This is a genomic window from Pseudomonas sp. GM50 (assembly GCF_000282375.1).
In the GTDB taxonomy this organism is placed as follows: Bacteria; Pseudomonadota; Gammaproteobacteria; order Pseudomonadales; family Pseudomonadaceae; genus Aquipseudomonas.
The window spans coordinates 34,423-59,068 of sequence record NZ_AKJK01000018.1 but is presented as its reverse complement, the minus strand read 5'-3'; the positions used below and the strand labels follow the sequence as shown (position 1 = coordinate 59,068).

The 24,646-nt window shown below is 57.0% G+C and carries 23 protein-coding genes; 13 read left to right on the top strand and 10 right to left on the bottom strand.

Going from position 1 to position 24,646, the window contains the following annotated elements:
• Positions 1–21: 21 nt before the first annotated feature.
• Entirely contained in the window at positions 22–921 is a 900-nt protein-coding gene (locus PMI30_RS25025) for a bestrophin family protein (protein WP_008006435.1), read from the bottom strand.
• A gap of 211 nt (positions 922–1,132) precedes the next feature.
• Here PMI30_RS25025 and PMI30_RS25030 point away from each other — a divergent pair, with 211 nt between their 5' ends.
• Genes PMI30_RS25030 through PMI30_RS25040 form a run of 3 tightly spaced genes read left to right on the top strand, consistent with a single transcriptional unit; the run spans position 1,133 to position 4,440 of the window.
• Entirely contained in the window at positions 1,133–3,280 is a 2,148-nt protein-coding gene (locus PMI30_RS25030; protein WP_008006432.1) for an FUSC family protein, read from the top strand.
• The gene (locus PMI30_RS25035; protein ID WP_007905582.1) at positions 3,270–3,470 is read left to right on the top strand and encodes a DUF1656 domain-containing protein; all 201 of its coding nucleotides are present in this window, start codon (positions 3,270–3,272) and stop codon (positions 3,468–3,470) included. The genes PMI30_RS25030 and PMI30_RS25035 overlap by 11 nt, the downstream gene beginning before the upstream one ends.
• Positions 3,471–3,474: 4 nt before the next feature.
• Positions 3,475–4,440, top strand: coding sequence for an HlyD family efflux transporter periplasmic adaptor subunit (locus tag PMI30_RS25040; RefSeq protein ID WP_008006429.1), 966 nt, complete (start codon positions 3,475–3,477; stop codon positions 4,438–4,440).
• A gap of 342 nt (positions 4,441–4,782) precedes the next feature.
• On the opposite strand, the gene PMI30_RS25045 is transcribed toward PMI30_RS25040, so the two are convergent.
• The 6 genes from PMI30_RS25045 to PMI30_RS25065 form a co-directional block, all read right to left on the bottom strand.
• The gene (locus PMI30_RS25045) at positions 4,783–6,204 is read right to left on the bottom strand and encodes an efflux transporter outer membrane subunit (RefSeq protein WP_008006427.1); all 1,422 of its coding nucleotides are present in this window, start codon (positions 6,202–6,204) and stop codon (positions 4,783–4,785) included.
• Entirely contained in the window at positions 6,201–9,380 is a 3,180-nt protein-coding gene (locus PMI30_RS25050) for an efflux RND transporter permease subunit (RefSeq protein WP_008006425.1), read from the bottom strand. Before PMI30_RS25050 ends, PMI30_RS25045 begins: the two co-directional genes overlap by 4 nt.
• A gap of 12 nt (positions 9,381–9,392) precedes the next feature.
• Complete coding sequence (gene mexE / locus PMI30_RS25055; RefSeq protein WP_007905572.1) at positions 9,393–10,646, bottom strand: multidrug efflux RND transporter periplasmic adaptor subunit MexE; 1,254 nt, start codon at positions 10,644–10,646, stop codon at positions 9,393–9,395.
• Positions 10,647–10,921: 275 nt separating this feature from the next.
• Entirely contained in the window at positions 10,922–11,377 is a 456-nt protein-coding gene (locus PMI30_RS0129440) for a DUF805 domain-containing protein (RefSeq protein WP_081501235.1), read from the bottom strand.
• Positions 11,378–11,392: 15 nt separating this feature from the next.
• Positions 11,393–11,743, bottom strand: a complete 351-nt coding sequence (locus PMI30_RS25060) for a DUF4190 domain-containing protein (RefSeq protein WP_008006422.1) — start codon at positions 11,741–11,743, stop codon at positions 11,393–11,395.
• 389 nt (positions 11,744–12,132) lie between these two features.
• Complete coding sequence (locus PMI30_RS25065; protein WP_008006420.1) at positions 12,133–12,516, bottom strand: winged helix-turn-helix transcriptional regulator; 384 nt, start codon at positions 12,514–12,516, stop codon at positions 12,133–12,135.
• A 102-nt stretch (positions 12,517–12,618) separates the two neighbouring features.
• Between PMI30_RS25065 and PMI30_RS25070 the strand changes: the two genes are divergently transcribed.
• From PMI30_RS25070 to PMI30_RS25100, 9 genes are all read left to right on the top strand, one after another.
• Positions 12,619–13,737, top strand: coding sequence for an NADH:flavin oxidoreductase (locus PMI30_RS25070; RefSeq protein WP_008006418.1), 1,119 nt, complete (start codon positions 12,619–12,621; stop codon positions 13,735–13,737).
• A 393-nt stretch (positions 13,738–14,130) separates the two neighbouring features.
• Positions 14,131–14,421, top strand: a complete 291-nt coding sequence (locus PMI30_RS31235) for a hypothetical protein (protein ID WP_157173015.1) — start codon at positions 14,131–14,133, stop codon at positions 14,419–14,421.
• 86 nt (positions 14,422–14,507) lie between these two features.
• On the top strand, positions 14,508–14,909 hold the full coding sequence (locus PMI30_RS0129435) for a hypothetical protein (RefSeq protein WP_157173014.1): 402 nt from the start codon (positions 14,508–14,510) through the stop codon (positions 14,907–14,909).
• On the top strand, positions 14,906–15,937 hold the full coding sequence (locus PMI30_RS25075) for an ABC transporter ATP-binding protein (RefSeq protein ID WP_008006416.1): 1,032 nt from the start codon (positions 14,906–14,908) through the stop codon (positions 15,935–15,937). The genes PMI30_RS0129435 and PMI30_RS25075 overlap by 4 nt, the downstream gene beginning before the upstream one ends.
• A complete protein-coding gene (locus PMI30_RS25080) occupies positions 15,934–16,563 on the top strand; it encodes an ABC transporter permease (protein ID WP_008006414.1) in 630 nt (209 codons plus the stop codon). The genes PMI30_RS25075 and PMI30_RS25080 overlap by 4 nt, the downstream gene beginning before the upstream one ends.
• The gene (locus PMI30_RS25085; RefSeq protein WP_008006412.1) at positions 16,563–17,246 is read left to right on the top strand and encodes an ABC transporter permease; all 684 of its coding nucleotides are present in this window, start codon (positions 16,563–16,565) and stop codon (positions 17,244–17,246) included. Before PMI30_RS25080 ends, PMI30_RS25085 begins: the two co-directional genes overlap by 1 nt.
• Positions 17,247–17,295: 49 nt before the next feature.
• Positions 17,296–18,201 (top strand): ABC transporter substrate-binding protein, encoded by a 906-nt coding sequence (locus tag PMI30_RS25090; RefSeq protein ID WP_008006410.1) that lies wholly within the window; start codon positions 17,296–17,298, stop codon positions 18,199–18,201.
• A gap of 36 nt (positions 18,202–18,237) precedes the next feature.
• Positions 18,238–19,566 (top strand): LLM class flavin-dependent oxidoreductase, encoded by a 1,329-nt coding sequence (locus PMI30_RS25095; protein ID WP_008006408.1) that lies wholly within the window; start codon positions 18,238–18,240, stop codon positions 19,564–19,566.
• A gap of 251 nt (positions 19,567–19,817) precedes the next feature.
• Positions 19,818–20,573 (top strand): FadR/GntR family transcriptional regulator, encoded by a 756-nt coding sequence (locus PMI30_RS25100; protein WP_008006407.1) that lies wholly within the window; start codon positions 19,818–19,820, stop codon positions 20,571–20,573.
• A 9-nt stretch (positions 20,574–20,582) separates the two neighbouring features.
• Here the strand turns inward: PMI30_RS25100 and PMI30_RS25105 are convergent, their stop codons facing one another.
• The 3 genes from PMI30_RS25105 to PMI30_RS25115 all read right to left on the bottom strand — a co-directional run bounded on the left by PMI30_RS25105 (position 20,583) and on the right by PMI30_RS25115 (position 23,120).
• Positions 20,583–21,464 (bottom strand): SMP-30/gluconolactonase/LRE family protein, encoded by an 882-nt coding sequence (locus tag PMI30_RS25105; protein WP_008006405.1) that lies wholly within the window; start codon positions 21,462–21,464, stop codon positions 20,583–20,585.
• A complete protein-coding gene (locus PMI30_RS25110) occupies positions 21,461–22,303 on the bottom strand; it encodes an NAD-dependent epimerase/dehydratase family protein (RefSeq protein WP_008006404.1) in 843 nt (280 codons plus the stop codon). Before PMI30_RS25110 ends, PMI30_RS25105 begins: the two co-directional genes overlap by 4 nt.
• A gap of 91 nt (positions 22,304–22,394) precedes the next feature.
• The gene (locus PMI30_RS25115; protein WP_008006403.1) at positions 22,395–23,120 is read right to left on the bottom strand and encodes an oligogalacturonate-specific porin KdgM family protein; all 726 of its coding nucleotides are present in this window, start codon (positions 23,118–23,120) and stop codon (positions 22,395–22,397) included.
• Positions 23,121–23,480: 360 nt separating this feature from the next.
• On the opposite strand from PMI30_RS25115, the gene PMI30_RS25120 reads away from it, so the two are divergent.
• Positions 23,481–24,635, top strand: a complete 1,155-nt coding sequence (locus PMI30_RS25120; protein ID WP_008006402.1) for a mandelate racemase family protein — start codon at positions 23,481–23,483, stop codon at positions 24,633–24,635.
• Positions 24,636–24,646 lie beyond the last annotated feature (11 nt).

The window sequence follows — 24,646 nt, the reverse complement described above, 5'->3', positions numbered from 1 at the left end:
GGCTGTGAGTCAAACCCAAGCTTAGTTCAGCACGTAGTCGACGGGCTCAAGGGCGGGTGGCAACGCGGTTTTCCCCAGTGCTGCCAGCACTTCGCGCTCCAGCATGCGCACAATTGCATTGCACGGCAGATCGTTCTCATCGAAGCCGAACGGGTCTTCCAGATCGTCGCCGATTTCGTCGAGGCCAAAAAAGGTGTAGCTGACAATGGCGGTGATCACCGGTGTCAGCCAGCCAAGGGGTTCGGCCATGGCAAATGGCAACAGGATGCAGAACAGGTAAATGGTGCGGTGCAGCAACAAGGTGTAAGGGAAGGGCAGTGGCGTGCTTTTGATTCGCTCACAACTGGCCTGGACCTGGCTGAAGCTGACCAGTCGGGTTTCCAGTTGGGTATAGCGCCATTCACTGATCTGGCCACGCTCGGCCAGCGCTGAACACCGCGCACCGATTCGCTGCAAGAGTGCGTCGGTGATGTTCGGGTGCTTTGCGTCTACGGCTTCTTGCGTCCACGGTCTGATCGCGCTCATCTCGCTTTCAAAGCGCAGGCGGGCGATCAAGCCATGGGCGAAGCCGCAGAGTTCACGCAGCAGAAGTTCACGTTCGGCCGCCGCCATCAATCCTTGGGTTTCGCGAATCAACGAGCGTACTTCGATGATCAGTTGCCCCAGTTGCTTGCGACCCTCCCACCAACGGTCGTAGCAAGCGTTGTTGCGAAAGCTCATGAAGATCGACAGCGCCAAGCCCAGCAGGGTGAAGGGTGTGGCATTGACCTTGGAAAAATAGGCCGGGTGCCAAGTCTCCACCAACACAATGACCGACGCGAGCAGGGTCACCAATAGACTGCGCAAGGCAATGCGCTTGGCAATCGAGCCTTTAAGGGAAAACAGCATGCCGATCAGATTCGGCTTGGGACGCACAATCATGGGCAGCAACTTTATATAGAGAGTGGCGCTTTCGCAGCAGTGTCAGCCTAAGGGGTGGAGGAAGGGCCGTCCAATTGCTATGGCTGACGAGCTAATCGACAGGCTCTATCAAAGTAAGCGTGTTCATCGGCGAATTTGCCTACAGGTTTTGTCGACACCGAAACCTGTCGAGGCACTGAAGCAATGACTACGCTTGCTGGAGATGACTCAAATGAGCGCTCCCATGCAGCCACTGCTTCAATATTTCAAGGCGATACTCAACCCCGGACGAGAGGTGCTGCTGTTCGCCCTGAGAACCATTGTGGCCGGACTGCTGACATTGTATCTGGCCTTCCTGTTCGACCTTGAACAGCCCAAGTGGTCGATCATGGCGGTGGTCATCGTCAGCCAACCATTGGGCGGCATGGCCTTGGCCCGAAGTTTCGGCCAGGTCATCGGCACCACGCTCGGAGCCGTTGTGGCGGTGTTGATCATGGCGATCTTTCCCCAGGCGCCCCTGCCTTTCATCCTCACCCTGGCCTTGTGGTTGGCATTCTGTACCGCCGGCGGCACCTTGTTGCGCTACACCAGTTCCCAGGCATTTGTCTTGAGCGGGTACACGGCGGTGGTCGTGGCGCTGCTGGCGGTGCCCGATCAGGACGGCACGTTCCTGCTGGCCGTCACTCGTGTGACCGAGACGCTTTTGGCGGTGGCTTGCGTGTGCGTGGTCAGTCTTCTCACGGCGCGGCCGGAAGCTGTTGCGCGGGATTACTTCGCCAAGATCGACCAGGTCATCAAGCTGCTCGCGACCCACGCTGCTGCCGTCATCCGAACCGAAGAAAGCGAGGCCGATTTCCATCGGCGGCAAATGCAACTGCTCGGCGCAATCAGTGCTCTGGAGGGGGTACGTCGGCATTTATATTACGATGCGCCACGGTTGCGCAGCGCCAATAGTCTGGTGCAGCTGCTTGGCAATCAACTGGTGCTGCTGACTTCGCGGTTGACGGCCCTGCGTCACCAGCGGCTATTGCTCACCGAACGCTGGGAAGGCGCGTTGCCGGAAGAGATACAGCGTTTGCGCGCCGAAGAACTGGCGTTTCTCGATGAGTTGGCCCTGCAAGGGCGTTCACTGTCGATCGAGGCGCGGCACCATTTCGCCGCGCTGCAACAGCGTTTCGATGACCAGGCCTACAAGGCCGAACAACTCACCGAGACGATGCCTGCCACGCTGCGTTCATTGGCCTGGGCACTGCGCTGGGAGCAGGCACGGATGCTGGAGCAACTGGCGCAGATTCTGGAACTGAGCGACGCGATTCAGGAAGGGCGTGAAGCCAGTTGCGTGTTCCGTGGCCAGGAAAATCCGCTGCATTTGGACTTCACTTTGGCGGCAATGAATGCAATCCGGGCATTTGCCGCGTTGCTGGTGGCCGGTCTTATCTGGATCGAGACCGCTTGGGACGGAGCCCGTGGCGGGATGATTGTGGTGGGGATTCTCTGTTCGCTGATGGCGACTTTTCCGCGACCGTTGCTGGCCGCGCAAAGCTTTGCCAGGGGGCAGGGTCTGGCTTTGGTAGTGTCGGCGCTCTATCTGTTCATGCTGGTACCGATGATCAGTGACTTCGAGTTACTCGCCTTGTTGCTTGCCCCATTGCTGTATGCCGTCGCGGTGGGGCTGGCCAGTCCGTCAACCACGGGTACGGGCATTGGTCTTGGACTGACGACCATTCTGTTGCTGGGTCCGCAAAACACAGAAATCGGCCAAAACAGTGCCATTCAGTGGTTCGAGTTTGCCGGTGCGTATGTCAGCGCCTCCGCGCTGGCGCTCAGTGTCTACGCCTTGATCTTCCCGTTCAGGCCCGTTTTGCGGATACGCCGGCTGTTCAATGAAAACTGCGAGCAGGTCTACGCGTTGCTGAAGACGCCGGCCACCGATGAACAGCAATTTACGTTTGAAAGCCGTATGGTCGATCGCCTGACCATGATGCTGGGACTATTGCCGGCGACCAACGACAAGCACTCCAGCGAGCTGTTCGAAGTCAGCCTTGGGTGCATGGCACTGGGTGTGGCCTTGAATCAGCTCAGGCAACAGGGGCAAAGCAATACGTTGTTGAGTACAGAACAGCAAAACCGTTTGCTGGCTGCCGTGCGTGAGACAGGACGATTGATCTCTGGGCGGCCCGGGATTGACCTTGAGCAGTTGCTCGGAAACTTGCGTGTCTTGGGCGATGAAATGGATGACTTGCATTTAGACGTTCATGAACACCTGTGGTCGGTATTCAGGATGCGCGTGGCGTTGTTGATCGTGGTGTCGTTTCTGGAGCGACATCGCAAATACGTTCAACCTGCCCAAACGGAAGGAGAGCCAGCCCTTGCCCATTGATTTTGAATTGGGTGGCGTCTACTTGCCACCGATTGCCCAGGCGTTACTACTGGCCCTGCCGATTTTCCTGCTGCTGGACTGGGTCTTGCGCCGCTTTGGCGTGCTGCGTTTTGTCTGGCATGAAGCCTTGTTCGAAGGCGCGTTGTACGCGTGTGTTTGCGCGACGCTGATTCTGGTGATGGGAGCTTGATGCCTTGAAGAAGATCCTTGCCCGACTCGTGACTGTGGCAGTGGTATTGCTGGCTTTCGTGCTCGGCTGGTTCGCCTGGGAACATTACACCCGCTCCCCCTGGACCCGGGATGCGCGGGTTCGCGCCGATGTGGTGACATTGTCCGCCGATGTCTCGGGGCGCATCGTCAGCCTGAGCGTTCAAGACAACCAGCATGTTACGAAAGGCCAGTTGCTGCTGGAGATCGACCCGGCTCGTTATACGCTGGCAGTGGAGCATGCCAAGCGCGCGGTGGAAGTCGCAAAAGCCACGCTGGGCCAATCCGAAGCGACGATTGTCTCCAGCGAAGCGCTGCTCAGGCAGCGCCAAAGCGAAGAGCGTCGCCGTCGAACCCTCAAACAGGGTTTCGCGATCTCCGGCGAAGAATGGGAAAAATCCAGTACCGAAGTGGCAGTGGCGCAGGCGGAGCTGTTGCGCAATCAGGCGAATCTGGGCCTGGCACAAGCCAATGTGCAGTTGGCGATCGCCGCATTGACCCAGGCCGAACTGGACTTGCAGCGCACGCGGGTCGTAGCGCCTGTCAGTGGTTATGTAACCAACCTGCTGACTCGTCAGGGAGATTACGCCACTGCTGGAGGGGCGTTATTGGCACTGGTGGACAGCGACTCGTTTTATATCAGCGGCTACTTTGAAGAAACAAAACTGCCACGAATCGAGGAGGGCGACCGGGTAAAGGTCGAGTTGATGAGCGGCGAGACCTTCGGCGGCACCGTGCAGAGCATCGCTTTTGCTATCGCCGACCGCGAGAACTCCCCCGGCAGTCGCCTGCTGGCCAACATAAACCCCAGTTACACCTGGGTGAAGCTGGCGCAACGGGTGCCGGTGCGGATTCAGATCGACGCCGACTATGTCGCCAAAAACCGCCTGCGTGCCGGGACCACGGCTACGGTAACCATCATGGAAAACGGCGATAGCAAGGCAACCCACTAACCCCATGTGGGAGCGAGCCTGCTCGCGATAGCAGTCTGTCTGACACATGGATGTTGGATGTACCGACACTATCGCGAGCAGGCTCGCTCCCACAGTTTGATTGCCGCCACCACGAAGACCGCGCAGAACCCAGATCCCTTGTGGGAGCGAGCCTGCTCGCGATGGGGCCTCACATTCAATATCGATGTCGCCTGACACGCTGCCATCGCGAGCAGGCTCGCTCCCACAGGGAATGTGGTGTTTGGACTAGGACATGCAACCAAAAAAAAGCCCCGCGACCGAATGAGGCGCGGGGCAAAGGAATTGGTTGGTTGCGGCCAACCAAAGGAGCTCGTTAAAACGTTACTTGCTGGCGACCGTCTCTGGCTGCCAGCCGCCGCCAAGGGCTTTGTAGATCGCGACAATGCCGCGATACAAATCGACTTCGGCCTGGGCCTGGGTGTCTTCGGCTGCCAGACGCTCGCGCTGGGCATCGAGCAGTACGAGGAAGTCCACGGTGCCTTCGCGGTAGCGAATGTCGGCCAGGTCCGCAGCGGCGCGGCTTGATTCGCTTTGACGAATCAGCGAGATCAGGCGCTGCTGACGTTTGCCGTAATCGCTGAAGGCATTTTCCGATTCTTCCAGTGCCAGCAGTACTTGCTGCTCGTAGGTCGCCAGGGCGCCTTCGGCTTCAGCATCGGCGCCGCGCAAACGGGCGCGCACACTGCCCAGGTCAAACGCCGCCCAGGTAATGCTTGGGCCCAGTGCCCAAGCGTTGGCCGCCGAGGAGCCGATCTGCGATCCGCGCCCGGCGGTGAAACCGAGGAAGCCGCTGAGGCTGACCCGTGGGAACAAATCAGCCTTGGCCACGCCGATACGGGCGGTGGCGGCGGCCAGTTTGCGTTCGGCGCTGCGGATGTCCGGACGCCGTTGCAGCAGTTCGCCCGGATCACCGATGGGCAGTGCCTTGGCGATCGCCGGCAAGTCTTTTGGACTCAGGTCGACGGTCAGTTTGTCTGGACGCTCACCCAGCAGGGTGGCGATGCGGTTGCGCTGACGAACCTGTTCGGCCTGCAGTTGCGGCACGCTGGCTTCGACAGAGGCCAGGCGTGCATCGGCGCGAACCACGTCCAGCTGATCGCCGACACCGGCATCACGCAGGCTTTCAGTGATCTTGCGCGATTCCTGCTGGTTGTTCAGGTTGGCCAGGGCGATTTTTTCCCGCAGCTGTGCGCCGCGCAGTTGGCCATAGGCGTCCACCAGTTCGGCAATCATGGTGACTTGCAGTTGGTAAAGATCGGCTTCGGCCGCCTGCTGTTCAGCGTCGCTGGATTCCAGGTTGCGCTGGATGCGACCGAACAAGTCCAGTTCCCAGGCCATGTCCAGGCCCAGGTCATAGCGTTCACTGCTGACGCGTTTAGTGGTCTGGCCGGGAATCTGTCCTTTGGCCAGATCACTGCTCGCGCGGCTGGTGATGGTCGGCATGGCGTCATTGCTGGCGTCATCGCGAATAGCCCGGGCCGCTTTCCAGCGAGCGAAGGCCACGCGCAAATCACGGTTGCCTTGCAAGGATTGCGTCACCAACTGGTTGAGGGTCGGATCGTCGAACTGCTGCCACCAGATACCTTCGAAACGTGCACGGTCGAAGTTCTTCTGACCGGCGCTGCCATCGGTGGCGGCCGTTATGTTGGCCGCCTCCGTCGCTGGGGTTTTGTAGTCCGGGCCAACGGCGCAGGCACTCAGGGCCAGCACCAGAAGGCTCGGCAGGAAGGCTTTCAGGCTCATTGTTGTGCCTCCAGTTTCAGCGCCTTGGCCGCTTTGCGCGCTTCACCGCGCTCCACAAAGTTGCGAATCAGTACGTAGAACACCGGCGTCAGCAACAGACCGAAAAAGGTCACCCCGAGCATCCCGGAGAACACCGCCACACCCATGGCATGACGCATTTCAGCACCGGCACCGCTGGAGAAAACCAGAGGCACCACACCCATGATGAACGCGAAGGAGGTCATCAGGATCGGCCGCAGACGCAGACGGCAAGCTTCCAGCACCGCTGCCAGCGGGCCGAGGCCTTCTTCCTGTTTGTCCTTGGCAAACTCGACGATCAGAATCGCGTTCTTACACGCAAGTCCCACCAGTACGATCAGGCCGATCTGGGTGAAGATGTTGTTGTCACCGCCCGAGGCAATCACACCGGTAATGGCCGACAGCAGGGTCATCGGTACGATCAGGATCACCGCCAGTGGCAGGCTCCAGCTTTCGTATTGAGCCGCGAGTACCAGGAACGCCAGCAGTACGCAGAGCGGGAACACGAACAGCGCCGTGTTGCCGGACAGAATCTGCTGGTAGGTCAGGTCGGTCCACTCGTAGGTCATGCCGTTGGGCAATTCGTCCTTGAGCAGTTTCTCGATGGCTTTCTCGGCCTGGCCGGAGCTGTAGCCGGGGGCTGCCGCACCGTTGATTTCAGCGGTGATGAAACCGTTGTAGTGCATCACGCGGTCCGGCCCCGAGGTGTCGCTGACCTTGATGAAGGTCGCCAGCGGAATCATCTCGCCCCGGTTGTTACGGACTTTCAGCTGACCGATCTGGTCCGATTCGAGACGGAACTGCTGCTCAGCCTGAACGTTGACCTGATAGGTGCGACCGAAGCGGTTGAAGTCGTTGGCATACAGCGAGCCCAGATAGATCTGCAGGGTGTCGAAGATGTCGCTGACGGCCACGCCGTGGGTCTTGGCTTTTTCCCGGTCGATGGCGGCATCGACCTGCGGCACGTTCACGGTGTAGCTGGTGAACAGGCCGGCCAGTTCCGGCACGCTGTGGCTTTTGGTGATGATGTTCATGGTTTCTTTGTACAGCTCGTCATAGCCCAGGTTGCCCCGGTCTTCGATCTGCAGGCGGAAACCGCCAATGGTGCCCAGGCCTTGTACCGGCGGCGGCGGAAAGATCGCCATGTAGGCTTCCTGAATCCCGGCGTATTGGCCGTTCAATGCACCGGCAATCGCACCGGCGGACATGCTCGGATCCTTGCGCTGGTCGAACGGTTTCAGGGTGACGAACACGATGCCGGCGTTAGGGCTGTTGGTGAAACCGTTGATCGACAGACCCGGGAAGGCCACCGCGCTTTCCACGCCAGGCTGTTTCAGGGCCAGGTCGGACATGCGCTTGATCACGTCTTCGGTACGGTCCAGGCTCGCGGCATCCGGCAGTTGCGCGAAGGCCACCAGGTATTGCTTGTCCTGGCCGGGTACGAAACCGGTCGGGGTATTGGAGAAACCGAAGAACGTCAGCACCATCAGGCCGGCGTACACGAGCAAGGCGATACCGCTGCTGCGGATAACCCGGCCCACGGTGCCGACATAACCATGACTGGCTTTGTCAAAGAAGCGGTTGAACGGACGGAATAACCAGCCACCGAAGATCTTGTCCAGAACCCTGGAGAAGCGGTCTTTCGGCGCGTCATGGCTCTTGAGCAACACGGCGGCCAGCGCCGGCGACAGAGTCAGGGAGTTGAAGGCCGAGATCACGGTCGAAATTGCAATCGTCAGGGCGAACTGTTTATAGAACTGCCCGGTCAAGCCGGAGATGAACGCCGCCGGGATAAACACCGCGCACAACACCAGCGCCGTCGCGATGATCGGACCGGTCACTTCGCGCATCGCACGCTTGGTGGCTTCGACAGGGGTTAATCCGAGCTCGATGTTTCGCTCGACGTTCTCCACCACCACAATCGCATCGTCGACCACGATACCGATGGCCAGTACCAATCCGAACAGCGACAAGGCGTTTAACGAGAAGCCGAACAGGTGCATCACGGCAAACGTACCGATCAGCGAAACAGGCACTGCCACCAACGGAATGATCGAGGCGCGCCAGGTTTGCAGGAACAGGATCACCACGAGTACAACCAGGATCAGCGCTTCGAAGAGGGTATGAACCACCGCCTCGATGGAGCCGCGCACGAAGATCGTCGGGTCATAGACGATGCTGAAGTCCATGCCTTCCGGGAAGTTCTTCTTCAGTTCGGCCATTTTCTCCCGAACGTCGTTGGAGATCTGGATCGCGTTGGAGCCAGGGCGCTGGAAGATCGGGATCGCCACCGCCGGCTGGTTGTTCAGCAAGGAACGCAGCGCGTATTGGCTGGAGCCGAGTTCGACGCGAGCGATGTCTTTCAGGCGAGTGATTTCACCATTCTCGCCGGAACGAATAATGATGTTCTCGAACTCTTCCTCGGAAACCAGGCGGCCTTGGGTGTTGACCGACAGCTGGAACGCGGTGGCATTCGGCGCAGGCGGAGCGCCCAGGGCACCGGCCGCCACTTGACGGTTCTGTTCACGAATCGCAGTGACCACATCGGTTGCGGTCAGGTTGCGCGAAGCAGTCTTGTTCGGATCGAGCCATACCCGCAGCGAGTAATCGCCCATACCGAACAGCTGCACATCACCGACACCGCCCAGACGCGCCAGCTCATCCTTGATGTTGAGCAAGGCGTAGTTGGACAGGTAGAGCATGTCGTAGCGTTTGTCCGGCGAGGTCAAGTGCACAACCATGGTCAGGTCGGGCGAAGCCTTGTCGACGGTGATACCGATGCGCGTCACTTCCTCGGGAAGCTTGGGCTCGGTCCGGGTCACGCGGTTCTGCACCTGCACCTGTGCGTTGTCCAGGTCGGTGCCCAGCGCAAAGGTGATGGTCAGGGTGATCTTGCCGTCGGCGGTGGACTGCGAGGACATGTACAGCATGTTCTCGACGCCGGTGATGGCTTGCTCCAGTGGAGCGGCCACGGTTTCACCGATGACTTTAGGGTTGGCGCCCGGGAAGTTGGCACGGACCACAACGGTCGGCGGAACCACTTCCGGGTATTCGCTGATCGGCAACTGGAACAGCGAGATGGCGCCGGCGATCAGGATCAGCAGCGACAGTACCGCTGCGAAGATCGGCCGTGAAATGAAGAATTGGGAAAAATTCATCGTAGAGATCCCTTAACCGCGTGGAGTCGCAGCAGCCACTTTCACAACCGTACCCGGCGCAACCTTGGCAGGTGCGACTTGGGGCAGGTTGCTGGCTTCCAGCGCTTGTCGTTGTTGAGCCAGAGCCGCGAGGGTTTCCTGGCTGGCCATCGGGATCACTTCAGGGGTGACCGGTGAACCAGGGCGAACCCGTTGCAAGCCCTTGACGATGATGGTGTCGTCCTTGTTCAGGCCGCTGCGCACGATGCGCAGACCTTCGATCTTCGGACCCAGTTCGACGGGGCGGTAAGCCGTTTTGTTGTCGGCATCCATCACCAGCACGAACTTTTTACCCAGGTCGGTACCGACCGCTTCGTCATTGATCAACACCGCGGAGTAAGTGCCGCTGCCCACCAGTTTCAGGCGTGCATAAAGACCTGGGGTGTAGGTGCCGTCGCTGTTGTCGAACACCGCGCGCCCGCGGATGGTGCCGGTCTTCGGGTTGACCTGGTTGTCGACGAAGTTCATCTGGCCCTGGTGCGGGTTGCCGTCTTCATTGGACAGGCCGAGGTAAACCGGCGTGGTTGCGCCGCGTTGGCCCTGGCGGGCGAGCTGGGTGTATTTAAGGAAGACACGCTCGTCGGCGTCGAAGTAGGCGTAGACCTTGTCGGTAGACACCACGCTGGTCAACGCGGTGGTATCGGCGGTCACCAGGTTACCGGCGGTGATTTCCGCACGGCTGACACGGCCGCTGATAGGCGCAGTGACGCGGGTGAAACTCAGGTTCAGTTTGGCCAGGTCCAATTGGGCCTGGAGAGCGCCGACGGCGGCGCGGGCTTCTTGAGCCGCGCTGGTGCGCGAGTCGGCGAGTTCGGCGGAAATCGCGTTGCTGGTGCGCAGGCGTTCGCCGCGCTGGGATTCGTTTTCGCTGCGGGTGGCCGTGGCGCGAGCTTGGGCAACCAGGGCTTCGAGGCGGCGGACCTCAGCCTGGAATGGGCGTGGGTCGATCTGGAACAGCAGGTCACCTTTCTTGACCAACGCGCCTTCGGTGAAGGCCACATCATCGATCTGGCCGGAAACCCGTGGACGAATCTCTACCGTTTCCGGCGCTTCAAGGCGCCCGGTGAATTCGTCCCACTCGTTGACCGGTTGTTCCAGCACCTTGGCCACGCTGACTTTGGCCGCGGGCATGGTTGCGGCAGCGTCCGGGGTCTTGCCGCAAGCGCTCATCACCAGCACGGCCAACAGGGCCAAGGGGAAGCGCAAATGTTTGAGTGACTGTTCCATGGATGCATCCGCCAATGTATTGAGATGGACGGATGATGCTTGGCGGGGTTGTATGGCACGAATCGAATGAACCGAAGGTAACTATCATTCGGAATGATATAAGTTCATTGCGAGCCCTCTAGCATGCACCTCCCATTGGCGGGCTTTCAAATGAAATGATGACAATTGTGTGTTGCGAGGAGTGCAAAGATCGGACGGATTGGAAGTGTTGCCAACGGTTCAAACAAAGAGACGGCCATTGCGGCCGTCTCGATTAGCGTCTTGCGGGACTGATCTCAGTTGATCCCTTTAGGGTTCGGGCCGAAACGGTTGTCGCCCGGTTGACTGTCCTGGGCCAGGAAGACGATGTTCACGATAGGCAGCAAGATCCACCAGCCACTGCGATTGGTGTCGTGCATCCGACGAATGGCCGCAGCAATACTAGGAACAAACATGGCCAGGCTATAGGCATTTGAAATAAATCCTTTGGCACCCAGAAGGGCGTCAATAATGCCGAGCAATATAGCGATCCCAAGGTTGATCAAAATAAACATCCAGTACTCCCTTCGGCTCGCACGGCCAGTGAATACTGTATATTTCTTGAGCACCTCAAGGTACGGATTGCCTGTTTCAGGTATACCGGCTGATAACGCGCGTGTTGGCTGGAATGCCTGAGGCGCGCCGCATTGCGGGCAGGCCGTAGCAGTGCTGTGAATTTCCTTGGCACAACCGCGACAAAAAACCATGCTCATATTTTTTCCCTAAAATTAGTCTAGCGATAGCCCAGCGAAACAAAGCGTCGCAATAACCGACAATACAACGCCAGCAATCGCGAGATTATTTCCTGGTCTTTTTTGATTGATACTGATGATGCCGCAAGCGAGGCTGGCGACGGAGAAGATGCTCATTCCGAATAGGGTACTTCTATCCCACGGGGAGTCATCAATCAGGGTAAGTATGCAGATGATGCCCAATATCAACGAGACAATGGCCAGCCATGGCGAATCGATGTCAGCCGGTGCCGCCCGGGCAACGTGTTGGCTCGCTCCGCATTGGGGGCAGATTGGGGCTGTTTCGTGAATTTCCTTGGCGCATGCACGACAAAAGACCATTGCCATCGTTATCCTTAACTTCTGATGCTGAATACCCGCCGCTTTATCGACCGGGCTTGGCGTAACTTTAGGGCTGTTTCAAATAATCTTTGGCGGCGGGATTGGCATGCCGCTATTGAAGACTGTCCGGATCGCCAAAAAACATTTTGACTGGGCTCTAGGACAATGGTTTCTGGCAAAAAAATTGAAATTTGCCCCCCTATTTGCCCCCGCTCGCATCGGGTGTACGAGTGATCGCTTATGGCGATTTCTGACAGAACACCAAGACGGTACATACGCGATAAACCTAGAGTCAATTAGGCACTTAATGTGGCGTTGGTAGGTTTAGGGATACCGCGAGTAAACCTGCGAAGTCATGCGTTTCAGATGGGCAGTGGCGGCGAGTCAATAAAAAATCACTTCGTCAGGCTTACCTGCGCGGCCTCGTCAAACTTCAACCGGGCCGTTTCAACCTCAGGCAATTTGTCGAGCGTCCATTTATGCAATTCGCGAAATGGCTGCTGCAGTGTTAGACCAAGTGGGGTGATCTCATACTGCACTGCCACGGGCGAGAACGAAATGATCTGGCGCGAGACGAGACCATTTCGTTCCAACCGCCGCAGGGACTGTGTCAGTGCTTTCTGAGTGACGCCCTCCAGGCGACGCCTGATGGCATTGAAGCGATGCGGCCCATCATCAAGCACCGCCAGAACCATCATCGACCACTTGTCTGCGATTTGGTCGAACAGCGCCCGGCTTGGGCAGTCTGACGAAAAACATTGCGGCTTTAATTCCAGCATCGAAGTTTCCTCATGTATACCTAGGCGACTCTAGGTGCCTAATTGACATTAGGTCTACAAAATATACTTATGTGGCTTCCAAAAGCAAATGGAGTCCATCCAATGTTAAAGCTTGATACCAGCGTTTTATTTCGTCCTCTTTCCATCCGGTCGCTTGAACTGAAAAACCGGATTGTCATGGCGCCGATGACGCGTCTGTTCTCACCCGAAGGCATCCCGGGTGAAGCGAGCGCTGCCTATTACCGGCGGCGGGCAGAGGGAGGTGTCGGGCTGATATTGTCGGAAGGCACCGTGATTGATCGCCCTGCATCGCGCAATGACTCCGGCATTCCTTTTTTTCACGGCGAAGCGGCGCTGGCGGGGTGGAAAAACGTGATCGATGCGGTCCACAACGCTGGCGGGCGCATGGCACCGCAGATCTGGCACACCGGTGCCACGCGTTACATCAACGACTGGGAGCCAGATGCGCCCGTGGAAAGCCCGTCGGGCCTTGATTCGCCAGGTGACCTGCGTGGTGTGGCGATGAGTGAAGAGGACATTGCCGACACGGTAGCAGCGTTCGCCAAGGCCGCAGCGGATGCCAAACGACTGGGCTTCGATACCGTTGAGATCCACGGAGCCCATGGTTATTTGATCGATCAGTTTTTCTGGTCTGGTACCAATCTGCGCACCGACCGCTACGGCGGCCCGACGATCAAGGAACGCTCGCGTTTTGCCAGTGAGATAGTGTCTGCCGTTCGTGATGCTGTTGGCCCTGAATTCCCGATCATCATGCGCGTCAGCCAGTGGAAGCAACAGGACTACGGCGTACGCGTCGCTGAAACACCAGCTGTGATGGAAGACTGGCTGCTGCCATTGGTCGAGGCCGGTGTCGACGTCCTGCACTGCTCGCAGCGACGTTTCTGGGAACCTGAATTTCCCGAAATTGACGGTGAGAACGGCCTGAACTGCGCGGGCTGGGCGAAGAAAGTAACCGGGGCCGCGACCATCAGTGTTGGTTCGGTTGGGCTAGAAAATGATGTTACTAACGCCTTTGCCGGCAAGGGATCAACCCCTGCGAGTTTGGATCGGCTCGTCGAGCGCATGGAGCGCGAAGAGTTTGATCTGATCGCAGTAGGGCGTGTTCTGCTGAGTGACAAGGATTGGGCCGCCAAAGTTGAAAAAGGCGATTACGCAGACCTGAAGGGCTTCAATCCGGCATCTTTAGCCGAATTGGTTTGAGCCTTACAGCTGAGTGGAGAGTTTCATGCCACAAAGGTTTTAGTCTGAAGGAATCAGAGGTCTAGCCTCGGATGTTGCGAGGTCGAGATCGTAATTTGTTGTTGAGTGCGCCATGACTGTTTCAATGACCGAACAGGTTAAGGCCACTCGACACCTACGCAAACAGGATTGCGTTGCAGTGTGGCCCTGGCATTTACGCGCAGGCTACACAGCGTCGCTAATTAATGTAGTGCTAGATTCTTCATGGCGCGGGCATCCACCGATTGGAGCAGCAAGGCTGGCGGCGAAAAATGCATCGGCGACTAGGCTAGCGGAGCAGGCAAATTCAGAGCGGGGGAGACGCATTGCTTAATTATTATTCATTTTAGGAATAAGCATAATGAAATAGATTCCTTGATCGTATTAGTCATCATGCTACATTGCGGTTACCGGACCGCCGGATATGTTCAATCCTATTTTTATGGTACGACTATGTCCGGCGCCCGAATCTTCCAAATCAGCCTTGAGGCTCTGTCTTATGACAGAACTCATGTCGCGATTTCTCACTCCGGCAATATCCGCATCAGTCCTTGTGCCTCCATTGCCGTTCCATTCGTTACCGGCAAACCTCTTCCTTGTCAGGCCAACAGCGAAGCCTGCAGTGCAATCAGCGAAGGCTTGGCGTTTCTGCTTTACGCCATGTGAATCATCGCTGTTGGGCACTTCCATACCGTTAGTCTAGCCAATCATCTTCAGGTAATACCCGGTCCCATGGGGTTGCAGCTTGACGCGTGAGTGATTGGGCTTCTGTTCCGAGCAAGATCCATCGCGACTTACTACAAATGCCAAACTATTTGGATGAAGCTCATCGAGCTGAAATTGTTAAGCTGAGCACTACATTAACCAGCCAAACTGAATGGCCTACTTGGCTTTTATTGGTCGGATTTTATCTGGCCTGGACTTTTATTGTTATTTATGGCGACGCACTCGGCGAAGTATTCACCCTTGTCCGTTTGGTTCCACTGGTTGTGCTCTGGATGTCGATTCAGAACAATGGATTGCTCGAAACAACGGCTATGTCATTCACGGCTACTTCCAATTATTGCATCGGCATCTGGTCAATCCCGTGGATTGTCCCCGTCATCCTGCCAGGCAATAAAAACACTAAAGCCAATCTGGGCGTCGGAAAATGATACGTTTTGAAACTATCAAGAAAACTCATAAGGGCAGCACGCGAATGGCCGTGAGCGATTTAACGCTTCATGTCCGGGAGGGTGAGATCTGCGTATTTGTCGGGCCAAGCGGGTGTGGCAAAACGACTATTTTGCGAATGATCAATAGGCTGGATACCCAGGACAGTGGTCGCATCTGTGTCAATGGAGTAGCGACCGATGAGCTTGACGTCGTTACGCTACGCCGCGGCATTGGTTTCATGATGCAGAGCGCAGCCTTGTTTCCCCACCAGACGGTTGCAGAAAATATTGGTGCAGTACCGCGGCTCCTGGGCTGGAGCAAACATAAAATCCGCCAGCGCGTGAGCGAACTCATTTCCCTGGTTGGACTTCAGCCGGAATTTCTTGAGCGCTACCCTAATCAGCTGTCGGGCGGGCAGCAAAGTCGCGTCGCTCTGGCGAGGGCATTGGCCTCGGACCCACCGGTTGTATTGATGGACGAACCCTTTGCCGCGCTTGATCCGGTGATACGCGAGCGACTGCAGGATGAACTGGTTGCGCTTCAGAGACGCTTGCATAAAACCATTATTTTGGTGACCCACGATATGGAGGAAGCCATCAAGATTGGTGACCGGATTGCCATCTTCGAGGGCGAAGGAAAGCTTGTTCAGTTCGATACGCCTCACACTATCCTTGCCCATCCTGCCAGCGAGTTTGTGAAGAACTTTATCGGCAAAGATCCGCTGTTAAAAAGACTTTCGCTGATGAAGGTTTCTGATCTTCCAGCGGATGAAGTCAATTGCGAATTCAAACTTCTGCTGGATGATAAGTCCAACCCGTTGAAATGGGTCAGTGAATCGGACGTGCCTGTTCCCGAGCTGACAACGGTGTCGAGTAACGACTCGTTGCATCACGCACTGGTTAAAATTCTAACGGCTCCTATCGGTGTGGTTGTTCGCGTGGACGAGGCGGGCGGTTACGAAGGTTGCCTCTCGATTGCCAGCCTTCACAGCGCACTCAATGAGCGCCGCTTCGGAAGTGCGCAATGATTGACTGGTCCTGGATCGTTGAAAACTGGCAGCAGATCGGTCAGCTGTTATTTGATCATATTCAGCTGGTGACCTTGGGCTTGTGTACAGGGGTGCTATTAGCGGGCGCAATGGTGCTCTTGACGTTGTGGCAGCCAGGATTGGCGCGCCCCATGATTTATGTCAGCGGCATACTCTTTACCATTCCGTCCCTGGCGCTGTTTATTTTGATAATGCCTTTTACCGGTTTATCCAAGACGACGGCGGTCATTGGTTTGAGCCTGTATTCCTTGCTTATTGTGTTGCAGAACACCTTGGCGGGGCTTGCGAGTAATCCCCCGGACGTATTGGAAGAAGCCCGTGCGCTAGGGTATACGCGCATGCAGAGATTCCTCGGGGTTGAACTTCCACTGGCACTGCCTTCGTTATTGGCAGGCTTGCGAACGACCTCGGTTACATTGGTGGGGCTGGTGACCGTTACTGCCTTGATTGGTCAAGGCGGATTAGGCCAGATGTTCATTACCGGGCTGGCTCAAAGTTTCACTACGCCTGTGGCGGTCAGCCTGGTCCTGACGGTGATGTTGGCGTTATGTTTTGATTTTCTGTTTTATTCAATAAATAAATGGCTGGTCCCTTGGGTGCGCTGATGAACATGATCGCAGGTGTCTACCTTTGGTTCTCTCTTCCTGACAATTGGTTGGGTGAAAACGGAATACTGACTCGGCTGGCAGAGCATATTTATTATGTGTCTTTGAGCCTGGCTATTGCTTGTGCAATAGCGTTGCCGCTCGGCGTACTTCTGGCTAACTACCGCAAAGGCGCGCAGGTAGCGATAGGGCTGTTCAATATTGGGCGAGCATTACCTTCTCTGGGTATTGTGATACTTGCAATCATGCTCATTGGCTATGAAACCAGCACGGTGATTATCGCATTGGTGACCATGAGCATCCCGCCGATATTAACCAATACCTATGTTGGAGTCGATCAGGTGGATTCGTCTCTGAAGCAGGCTGCCAGATCGATGGGGATGCGCAGAGGGCAGATGTTTATTCAGCTCGAGTTGCCGCTGGCTTTTCCGCTGATCTTTTCTGGATTCCGATCAGCCCTGGTGCAACTTATCGCAACAGCCACCATCGCTGCGTATGCAGGGTTCGGCGGGCTGGGCAGGTTTCTTATTGATGGACTGGGCCGAAATGATACGCCGCAAATTATTGGCGGCGCACTGATGGTGTCGGCACTTGCGATTGTCAGCGAGTGGGTTTGTTCAATAATAGAAACACTCATGGTTAGAAAATGGCGGGCGGGGAATGTTGAACTAAGCGCTACATGACCATGGGCATTTGAAAGTGCGTATTAACTTTGCAGAGGTGCAGACCCAAATGAAAAACAAACAACGTTCGAAGGCTCACTCAGTGCACTCGGTTTCATTGTTGCTGGGGCTAGGCTTGCTGGTTGGCAGCACGTTTGCCAATGCTCAGTCCATCACCATTGGAGGGGCCAATTTTTCCGAGCAGACGATTCTCGCCAACATCTATGCGTCGGCCTTGAAAAATCAAGGGATAGACGTCAAGACCCGACTCAATCTGGGGAACCGCCAGATCATCGCCCAGGCGCTGGAAAACGGGGATATAGACGTCGTACCCGAATACATAGGATCACTGTTGAGTTTCTATGACGACAAGACCGCCCTGACCACCCAAAAGGAGATCCTCAGCGCTTTGCAACAGAAGTTGCCGGCGGACCTCCAGCTGCTTGAGCCTTCGTCCGCGGGCTCCATTACCGCTTGGGCCGTCACCCGAAAAACCGCAGAAAAGTACAACTTGCACACCTTGTCCGACCTGGCGCCCGTCTCGGGTGATTTCACGCTGGGCGGGCCTCCCGAAGTCGCCACTGCTGCATTGGGCCTGCCCGGGTTGAAGGCGGTCTACGGCATCAACTTCAAGAGCATCAAATCGCTGGACATGGGCGGGCCCTTGTCGCGGCTGGCGTTGAACTCAGGCGCTATCGACGTTGCCACGGTGGTCTCCACGCAAGGCATCCTGGCTAAGGAGCCTTGGGTTGTCCTCGAGGACGACAAGCACCAACAGCCCCTGCAAAACATCACGCCACTGGGTCGCAAGGCGTTGCTAACCCCGGAAGTCACCCAGGTGCTCAACGCGGTCTCTGCAAAACTGACCGATGACGACCTCAAGCAACTCAATCGCCTTGTTGATATCGATCACAAGGATCCCGCAAAAGTCGCGGCGCAGTGGGTCGCCGAACATACCGTCAAGACGGCCCAGTGAAAATGAATGCGACGTTGGTAAGGTCGCGGAGGCGTTATGTCCAATAAAAGTATGATTTTGAATTTGTTCTTTTTTAACCCCCAAGGAGATCATCGTTTTTCCTGGCGCCACCCGCTGTCACCGACCCAGGAAATATTCACGCTCAAGTACTACGTAAAACTGGTGCAGGCGGCCGAGGTGGCGAAGTTCGATGCGGTTTTTGTCGCGGATCACGTCGCGGTCTGGGACTCCGTGGCCAGTGGGTTGAGGCACTATGCCAACGCCCGCCTTGAACCTATTACGCTCTTGTCCGCACTGGCTGCCGTGACTGATCACATTGGTCTGATGGGCACCGCTTCAACTTCCTATAACGAGCCGTTCAACCTCGCGCGATATTTTGCTTCGTTGGACTATCTCAGCGCAGGGCGAGCCAGCTGGAATATCGTGACTTCCTGGCTGGAAGAAGAGGCTTCGAATTTCGGATTGTCGGGCGTGACGAAACACGGCGATCGTTATCTGCGGGCCGAGGAATTCATCCATGTCGTCAAGCAGCTTTGGGACTCATGGGAGGACGGTGCGCTTGAATTTGACAAGGGTACCGGCGACTTTGCCGATCCATCGAAGATTCATCCGATCAATCACAAAGGCGCACATTTCAGCGTACGTGGGCCGCTTAACGTGCCGCGTCCACCTCAAGGATATCCCGTCCTTGCCCAGGCGGGATCTTCTGAAGCAGGCAAGAACCTGGCCGCCGCCCATGCGGACGTGCACTTCTGTTTCATCAATACGGTCGAAGAAGGACTGGCGTACAGGGCAGATTTGAATCGCCGACTTGAATTGAAGGGCAGACATTCCAGTGACCTGAAGATCATTACCGGCGTGCTTCCGGTGGTTCTGGAGGATGAGACTGAGGAGGCGCGACGCCGGCAATTGGAGGACAGCCTCATCATCGATGCCGTGGCGATCGATCTGGTCTCCAGCTACACCCGTCTTGATCTGACAGGCCTGTCGCCGGACAGCCCGCTGCCAGCGTTGCCCGATGAGTCTGAGTTCGATGGCATTCGAACTGAGCTGGCCCTGCTCAAGAAGTACGATACGTCCTTGTCTATCCGCGAAATAGGGCGCCGGTTGGTCAAGAGCTCCAGTACCTGGTTACTGATCGGAACGGCGGAGCATATTGCCGATAAGCTTTCAGCGTTATACGAGTCGAATGCCGTCGATGGCTACAACCTCATGTTTCCGTTTTTGCCGACGGACTTCGAAGCCTTCACCCGCGACGTGGTGCCTTTGCTGCAAGCCAAAGGGGTCTTCCGCAAGGAATATGAACCTGGGACGCTGAGGGACCGCTTGGGCTTGAAAAAGCCTGTTAATAGCTTCTTGCTGTGATCTGGGGCCAAGCGCTAATCACAATCACCCTGACTGGATTTTCATATGGCCAGCGATCTATCCATGTACCTCATTAACGTGAGTGTGTAACGCGCAATTTCTCAGCGTTTCTCGAGCGACGTCCTTGTCGCCATTGCGGCGAATCGAACGTCAGCTGCATGCGAAGTACCATCATTTGATCTGATGCGTTGTCGTACAACTGAATGAGCTATGATGCGTAATCATTCGAAAAACCGAGATTTTTGTTTTTGATGGACAAACTGAACATCCAACCCAGTGTTCGCCGCAGGCACCGAAGCCTGGCGGAGGAGTTGGTGACCGAACTTTCCCGGCGTATTTGCAGCGGTGAGCTCGCCCGTGCGACAAAGCTGCCCACTGAATCTCAGGTCATGGAAGAACATGGTGTCAGTCGCACGGTGGTGCGTGAGGCTATATCGCGCCTTCAAGCGGCAGGCCTGGTGGAAACCCGGCATGGCATCGGCACGTTTGTTCGGGACATCCCGAGCCCGAGCGGTTTTCGAATCGACCCGGCCAGCATTCTCACGTTGCAGGATGTGTTGGCGGTGCTTGAGCTGCGCATCAGCCTGGAAGTGGAGGCGGCCGGCCTGGCCTGCGTACGCCGTACCGACCAGCAACTGCAACTGATGCGTGACTCGCTGGACGCCCTGAACTCCAGGGCGGTCAGTGTCGAATATGCGGTGTCCGCGGATTTCCAGTTTCACCAGCAGATCGCGTTGGCCACGGGTAACCGCTATTTCACCGACATCATGTTGCATCTTGGGGTCAGCATCCTCCCGCGCGCGCGCCTGCATTCCACACGAGTGGTCAATGACAACAAGGAACCCTATCTGGAACGTCTGAGCCGCGAGCATGAAGACATCTATAAGGCGATTGTCCGGCGGGATGCCGACGCCGCTCGGGCGGCGATGCGCCTGCACTTGTCCAACAGCCGAGAGCGAATGCGGCGCGCGTATGAGGCCGCAGAAGCCGAGGCGTTGAACGACTGAACGCAGGCCTCAGGCTCGTGCCATGGGTTCGGGCAGGCCTTTAACGCCTGGATTCAAGGCGAACACACCGCCCGCTAATGGCTGGTCACTGAGGTCGATACCTTGCGGGCGAATCGAGGTGACAAATAGCGTGTCGAGTCGGGCGCCGCCAAAGGCACACATCGTCGGTTTCTTCACCGGCAGTGGCAGCGAGCGATCCAGTTTTCCTTCGGGCGTGAAGCGCAGCACCAGGCCGGCATCAATCGCACAGATCCAATAGCAGCCCTCCGAATCAACCGCCGCGCCGTCCGGTCGACCCGGATGGGCGTTCATGTCGACGAAGTGGCGGCGGTTGTGTGGCGTGCCGCTGTCGATGTCGTAGTCAAACGCCCAGATCTGCTGCCGGGTTGGGTGCGAGTCGGACAGGTACAGGGTTCTGCCATCGGGGCTGAAGGCCAGACCGTTGGGCACCACCAGACCTTCCACTTGCGCAGTAAGCTGACGGGTATCCGGATCGTAGCGATAGAGCGCCCCGACCGCGTCGACGCCCATGTTGGTTTGCATCGTGCTGGCCCAGAAGCGTCCCTGGCGGTCGCAGCGTCCATCGTTGAAGCGCATCTGCGGCCGGGCATGCTCGACGTCGGCGAGCTTTTCGGCGCGTAGGCGTCCGTCAGTCTGAGGCACCAGTTTGAACACTCCACTTTCCTGCGCCCCCAACCAATGACCCGCCGGACTACGGGCGATGCAGGCGAGCATTTCGTCCGCCTGCCAACAGTCAGTCTTGCCATCTGGCTGCCAGCGGTGCAAGCGGCCCGCGGGAATATCCACCCAATACAACGCATTCTCCTGAGCTTGCCAGACCGGACTTTCGCCGGTTGCGTTGCGTGCGTCGACGATGAGTTCGGCATTCATTGGTGTGTTTCCGGCAGGTCACCGAACGGCCCGGCAGCCGTGAATGCTCCCCCTTGGAACAGGCTGTTGGGATCGTCAGCGGCGGGTTTGGGTTGTTGCTCAATTTGCGTGCGAAAGACCTCCGAACTGTCCTGCGGGGCAAAGCCCAGGTGGGCGGCATGGCGATTACTCCACCACTGATCACGATTGTTGGAAACACCGTAAACCACACTGTGTCCGACATTGCTGGCCAGCAGGGCTCGAGCTACCAGGTGCTCCAGGTCCGGATAGCTGAGCCATGTCGAGAGCATTCGCAGGTTGCGCGGCTCCGGAAACGATGAACCGATCCGCAAACTCACCGTTTCGATGCCATAGCGGTGAAAGTAGAACGTCGCCATGTCCTCGCCGTAAGCCTTGGACAAACCGTAATAGCCATCCGGTCGGCGCTGAGAGTGAGCATCCAGCTCGACGTCCTGCGGGTAGAAACCGGTGACGTGGTTGGAGCTGGCAAAAACAATTCGCTTGACCCCGTGTTGCCGCGCCGCCTCATAAATATGAAAGGTGCCGCGGATGTTGGCCTCCATGATTTCCTCGAAGGGCCGCTCCACTGAAATCCCGCCCAGATGGACGATGGCATCGACGTCTTTGACCAGCGCCGCGACTGCGGCCTTGTCGGCCAGGTTGCAGTTGATCACTTCGTCATGCTGACCACGGCTGGGTGCCATAGGGCTGATGTCCGAGGAGCGGACAATTTCGGCGTGAGCCTGCAGGGTTTCTCTGAGGATCTGGCCCAGGCCGCCGGCGGCGCCTGTCAGCAGAATGCGGTTGAAGGGTTTAGGCGAGGCGGGTTGTGTGGTCATGGTCAGATCTTCCATTGAACGGTAGTGGCGTGTTGGTTCGGGGGGGCGCTTGCCTGGCGAGCGATGCGCGATCGTCAGGCAATACCAGGTCTTACATGAAGTTGTACTGGACGCCCAGACGCCAGCGCGCTTGGCGATCGGGGGACGTGGAGTCGACTTTTACGTCGCCGATTTCCATGAACGGCGCCCATTTCTTGGTGAGTTTGTATTTGATGATCAGGTTCTGTTCGTAATCGCTCTTCTTGTTGTCGTAGCGGATGTAGTCGGTCTTGAAATAGATGAATTGATATTCGTAGGCCCACTTGTTCGCAGGCGTATAGCCGAGCCAGCCTTCAAAGCGGTTGGTGGTCTGGTCATCCTTGATGTGGTCGGGCATGTCTTCATTGACCTGGTCACGATCCAGTTTCTTGGCGTCCAGGCGATAGCGCGTGGCGACGTAGAAGGCATCGTTGATTTTGTAGTTGTACTTGAGGCCGAACTTGTAAGTGGTCGAGTCCTTCGAGCTGTCCATCTGGAAGGCCGGGGTCAGCGTCGATTGCGCGCTGAGCTTGTAGTTGTAGCTGACTGTGAACTCATGGCCGTTGTTGACCATGTTGTCGTAGGCGACATCTTCACGGTCACCGGCCGTGCGGTATTTCATTTCCGCTTCAAAGCCCAGTCCACTGTCCAGGCGGTAGTTGAACTTGATTCGGTCAGCGTGGGCGCTGTCGTCCTCGGTGTACTGGTGGCGGTAGTTGATGCTGGCAGAGTCAGCGCTGACGCAGAAGGGCAGGCTGAGGGTCGCGACAGTAACGAGCGTGCGTAGGGTGGTGTTCATACGGTCTTCTTTTTTGTTTTTGTTAGGGTCGTTTGACGTGTACTACGAGCAGCATGGTGTTGCGTATGGATCTCATTTGTGGTGCTGATATACGTTATCGTATGACAAGACGACTCGTCTATGGGTTATAGCTAGTTTTGAAACATGTTGTTACACATGTGCCATGTGAACAGGGCTTTTAAGCAATGCGTGTTATTCCTTGGTTGTCTTTAAATACGGGCGTTTTGATTGGGTATTGAGGAAAAAGGCAGGGGATGTAGGTTATTTATTGGGTCTTTTCATGTGTTGTACGATGACATATGATCGGCGACAACAGACGACACTCCTGTCACAAATCCAATAAGAAGGCTAAAGACGTCCATGAGAATCACAGCAGTCAACGTCCAGGTATTTGCCTACCCGACCCGCCGCGCAGTGGACAGCGCTGGCCACGCTCACCCAGGTGATGTCACCCAAGCCCAAATGGCTTTGCTGCGCATCCAGACCGAAGACGGCAGTGAAGGCTATGCCTTCGGTGCGCCGGAACTGATTCGTCCTTATGTGCTGGACGGTTTTGTACGCAAAGTGCTGGTCGGGCAGAACGCGTTTGATCGCGAGAAAATCTGGCACGACCTGGCGCACTGGCAGCGTGGCAGTGCCAGCCAGTTGACCGATCGTGCCTTGGCCTTGGTGGAACAAGCGTTATGGGACTGGGCGGGGCGCAAGCTTGGCGTGCCGGTACACAAGTTGATCGGCGGCTTTCGCGACAAGGTCCCGGCTTACGGCTCAACCATGTGCGGCGATGAGCTGCCCGGCGGGCTGGCGACGCCGGAAGACTACGGGCGTTTCGCTGAAACGCTGGTCAAGCGCGGCTACAAGGCGATCAAGTTGCACACCTGGATGCCGCCCGTGTCCTTCGCCCCAAGCCCGCGCATCGACATTAAAGCGTGCGCCGCCGTGCGCGAAGCGGTGGGGCCGGACATCGCCCTGATGCTCGATGGTTATCACTGGTACAGCCGCACCGATGCCCTCTACATCGGACGTGAGTTGGAAAAACTCGACTTTGCCTGGTTCGAAGAACCGATGATGGAAGAGTCTGCCGAGTCCTATGCCTGGCTGGCGGGCCAACTGGAGATCCCGGTACTGGGACCGGAAACCCTGTCGGGCAAACACTTGAGCCGGGCCAGCTGGGTCAAGAATGACGTCTGCGACATCCTGCGTGCCGGTGTGGCTGGCGTCGGTGGTATCGCACCGTGTCTGAAGGTCGCGCACATGGCCGAATCCTTCGGCATGGATTGCGAAATCCATGGCAATGGTGCGGCGAACCTGGCGGTGGTTGGGGCGATCAAGAATTGCACCTGGTATGAGCGTGGATTGCTGCATCCGTACCTGGATTACGACGAGGTGCCGGCGTACCTCAAGCGCCTTGTCGATCCGATGGACAACGATGGTTTTGTGCACCTGTCCGATTTGCCGGGCCTGGGTGAAGAGATCGATTTCGAGTTTATCGAGACCCATACGCTTAACAGCTTCTGACCTGTACACGG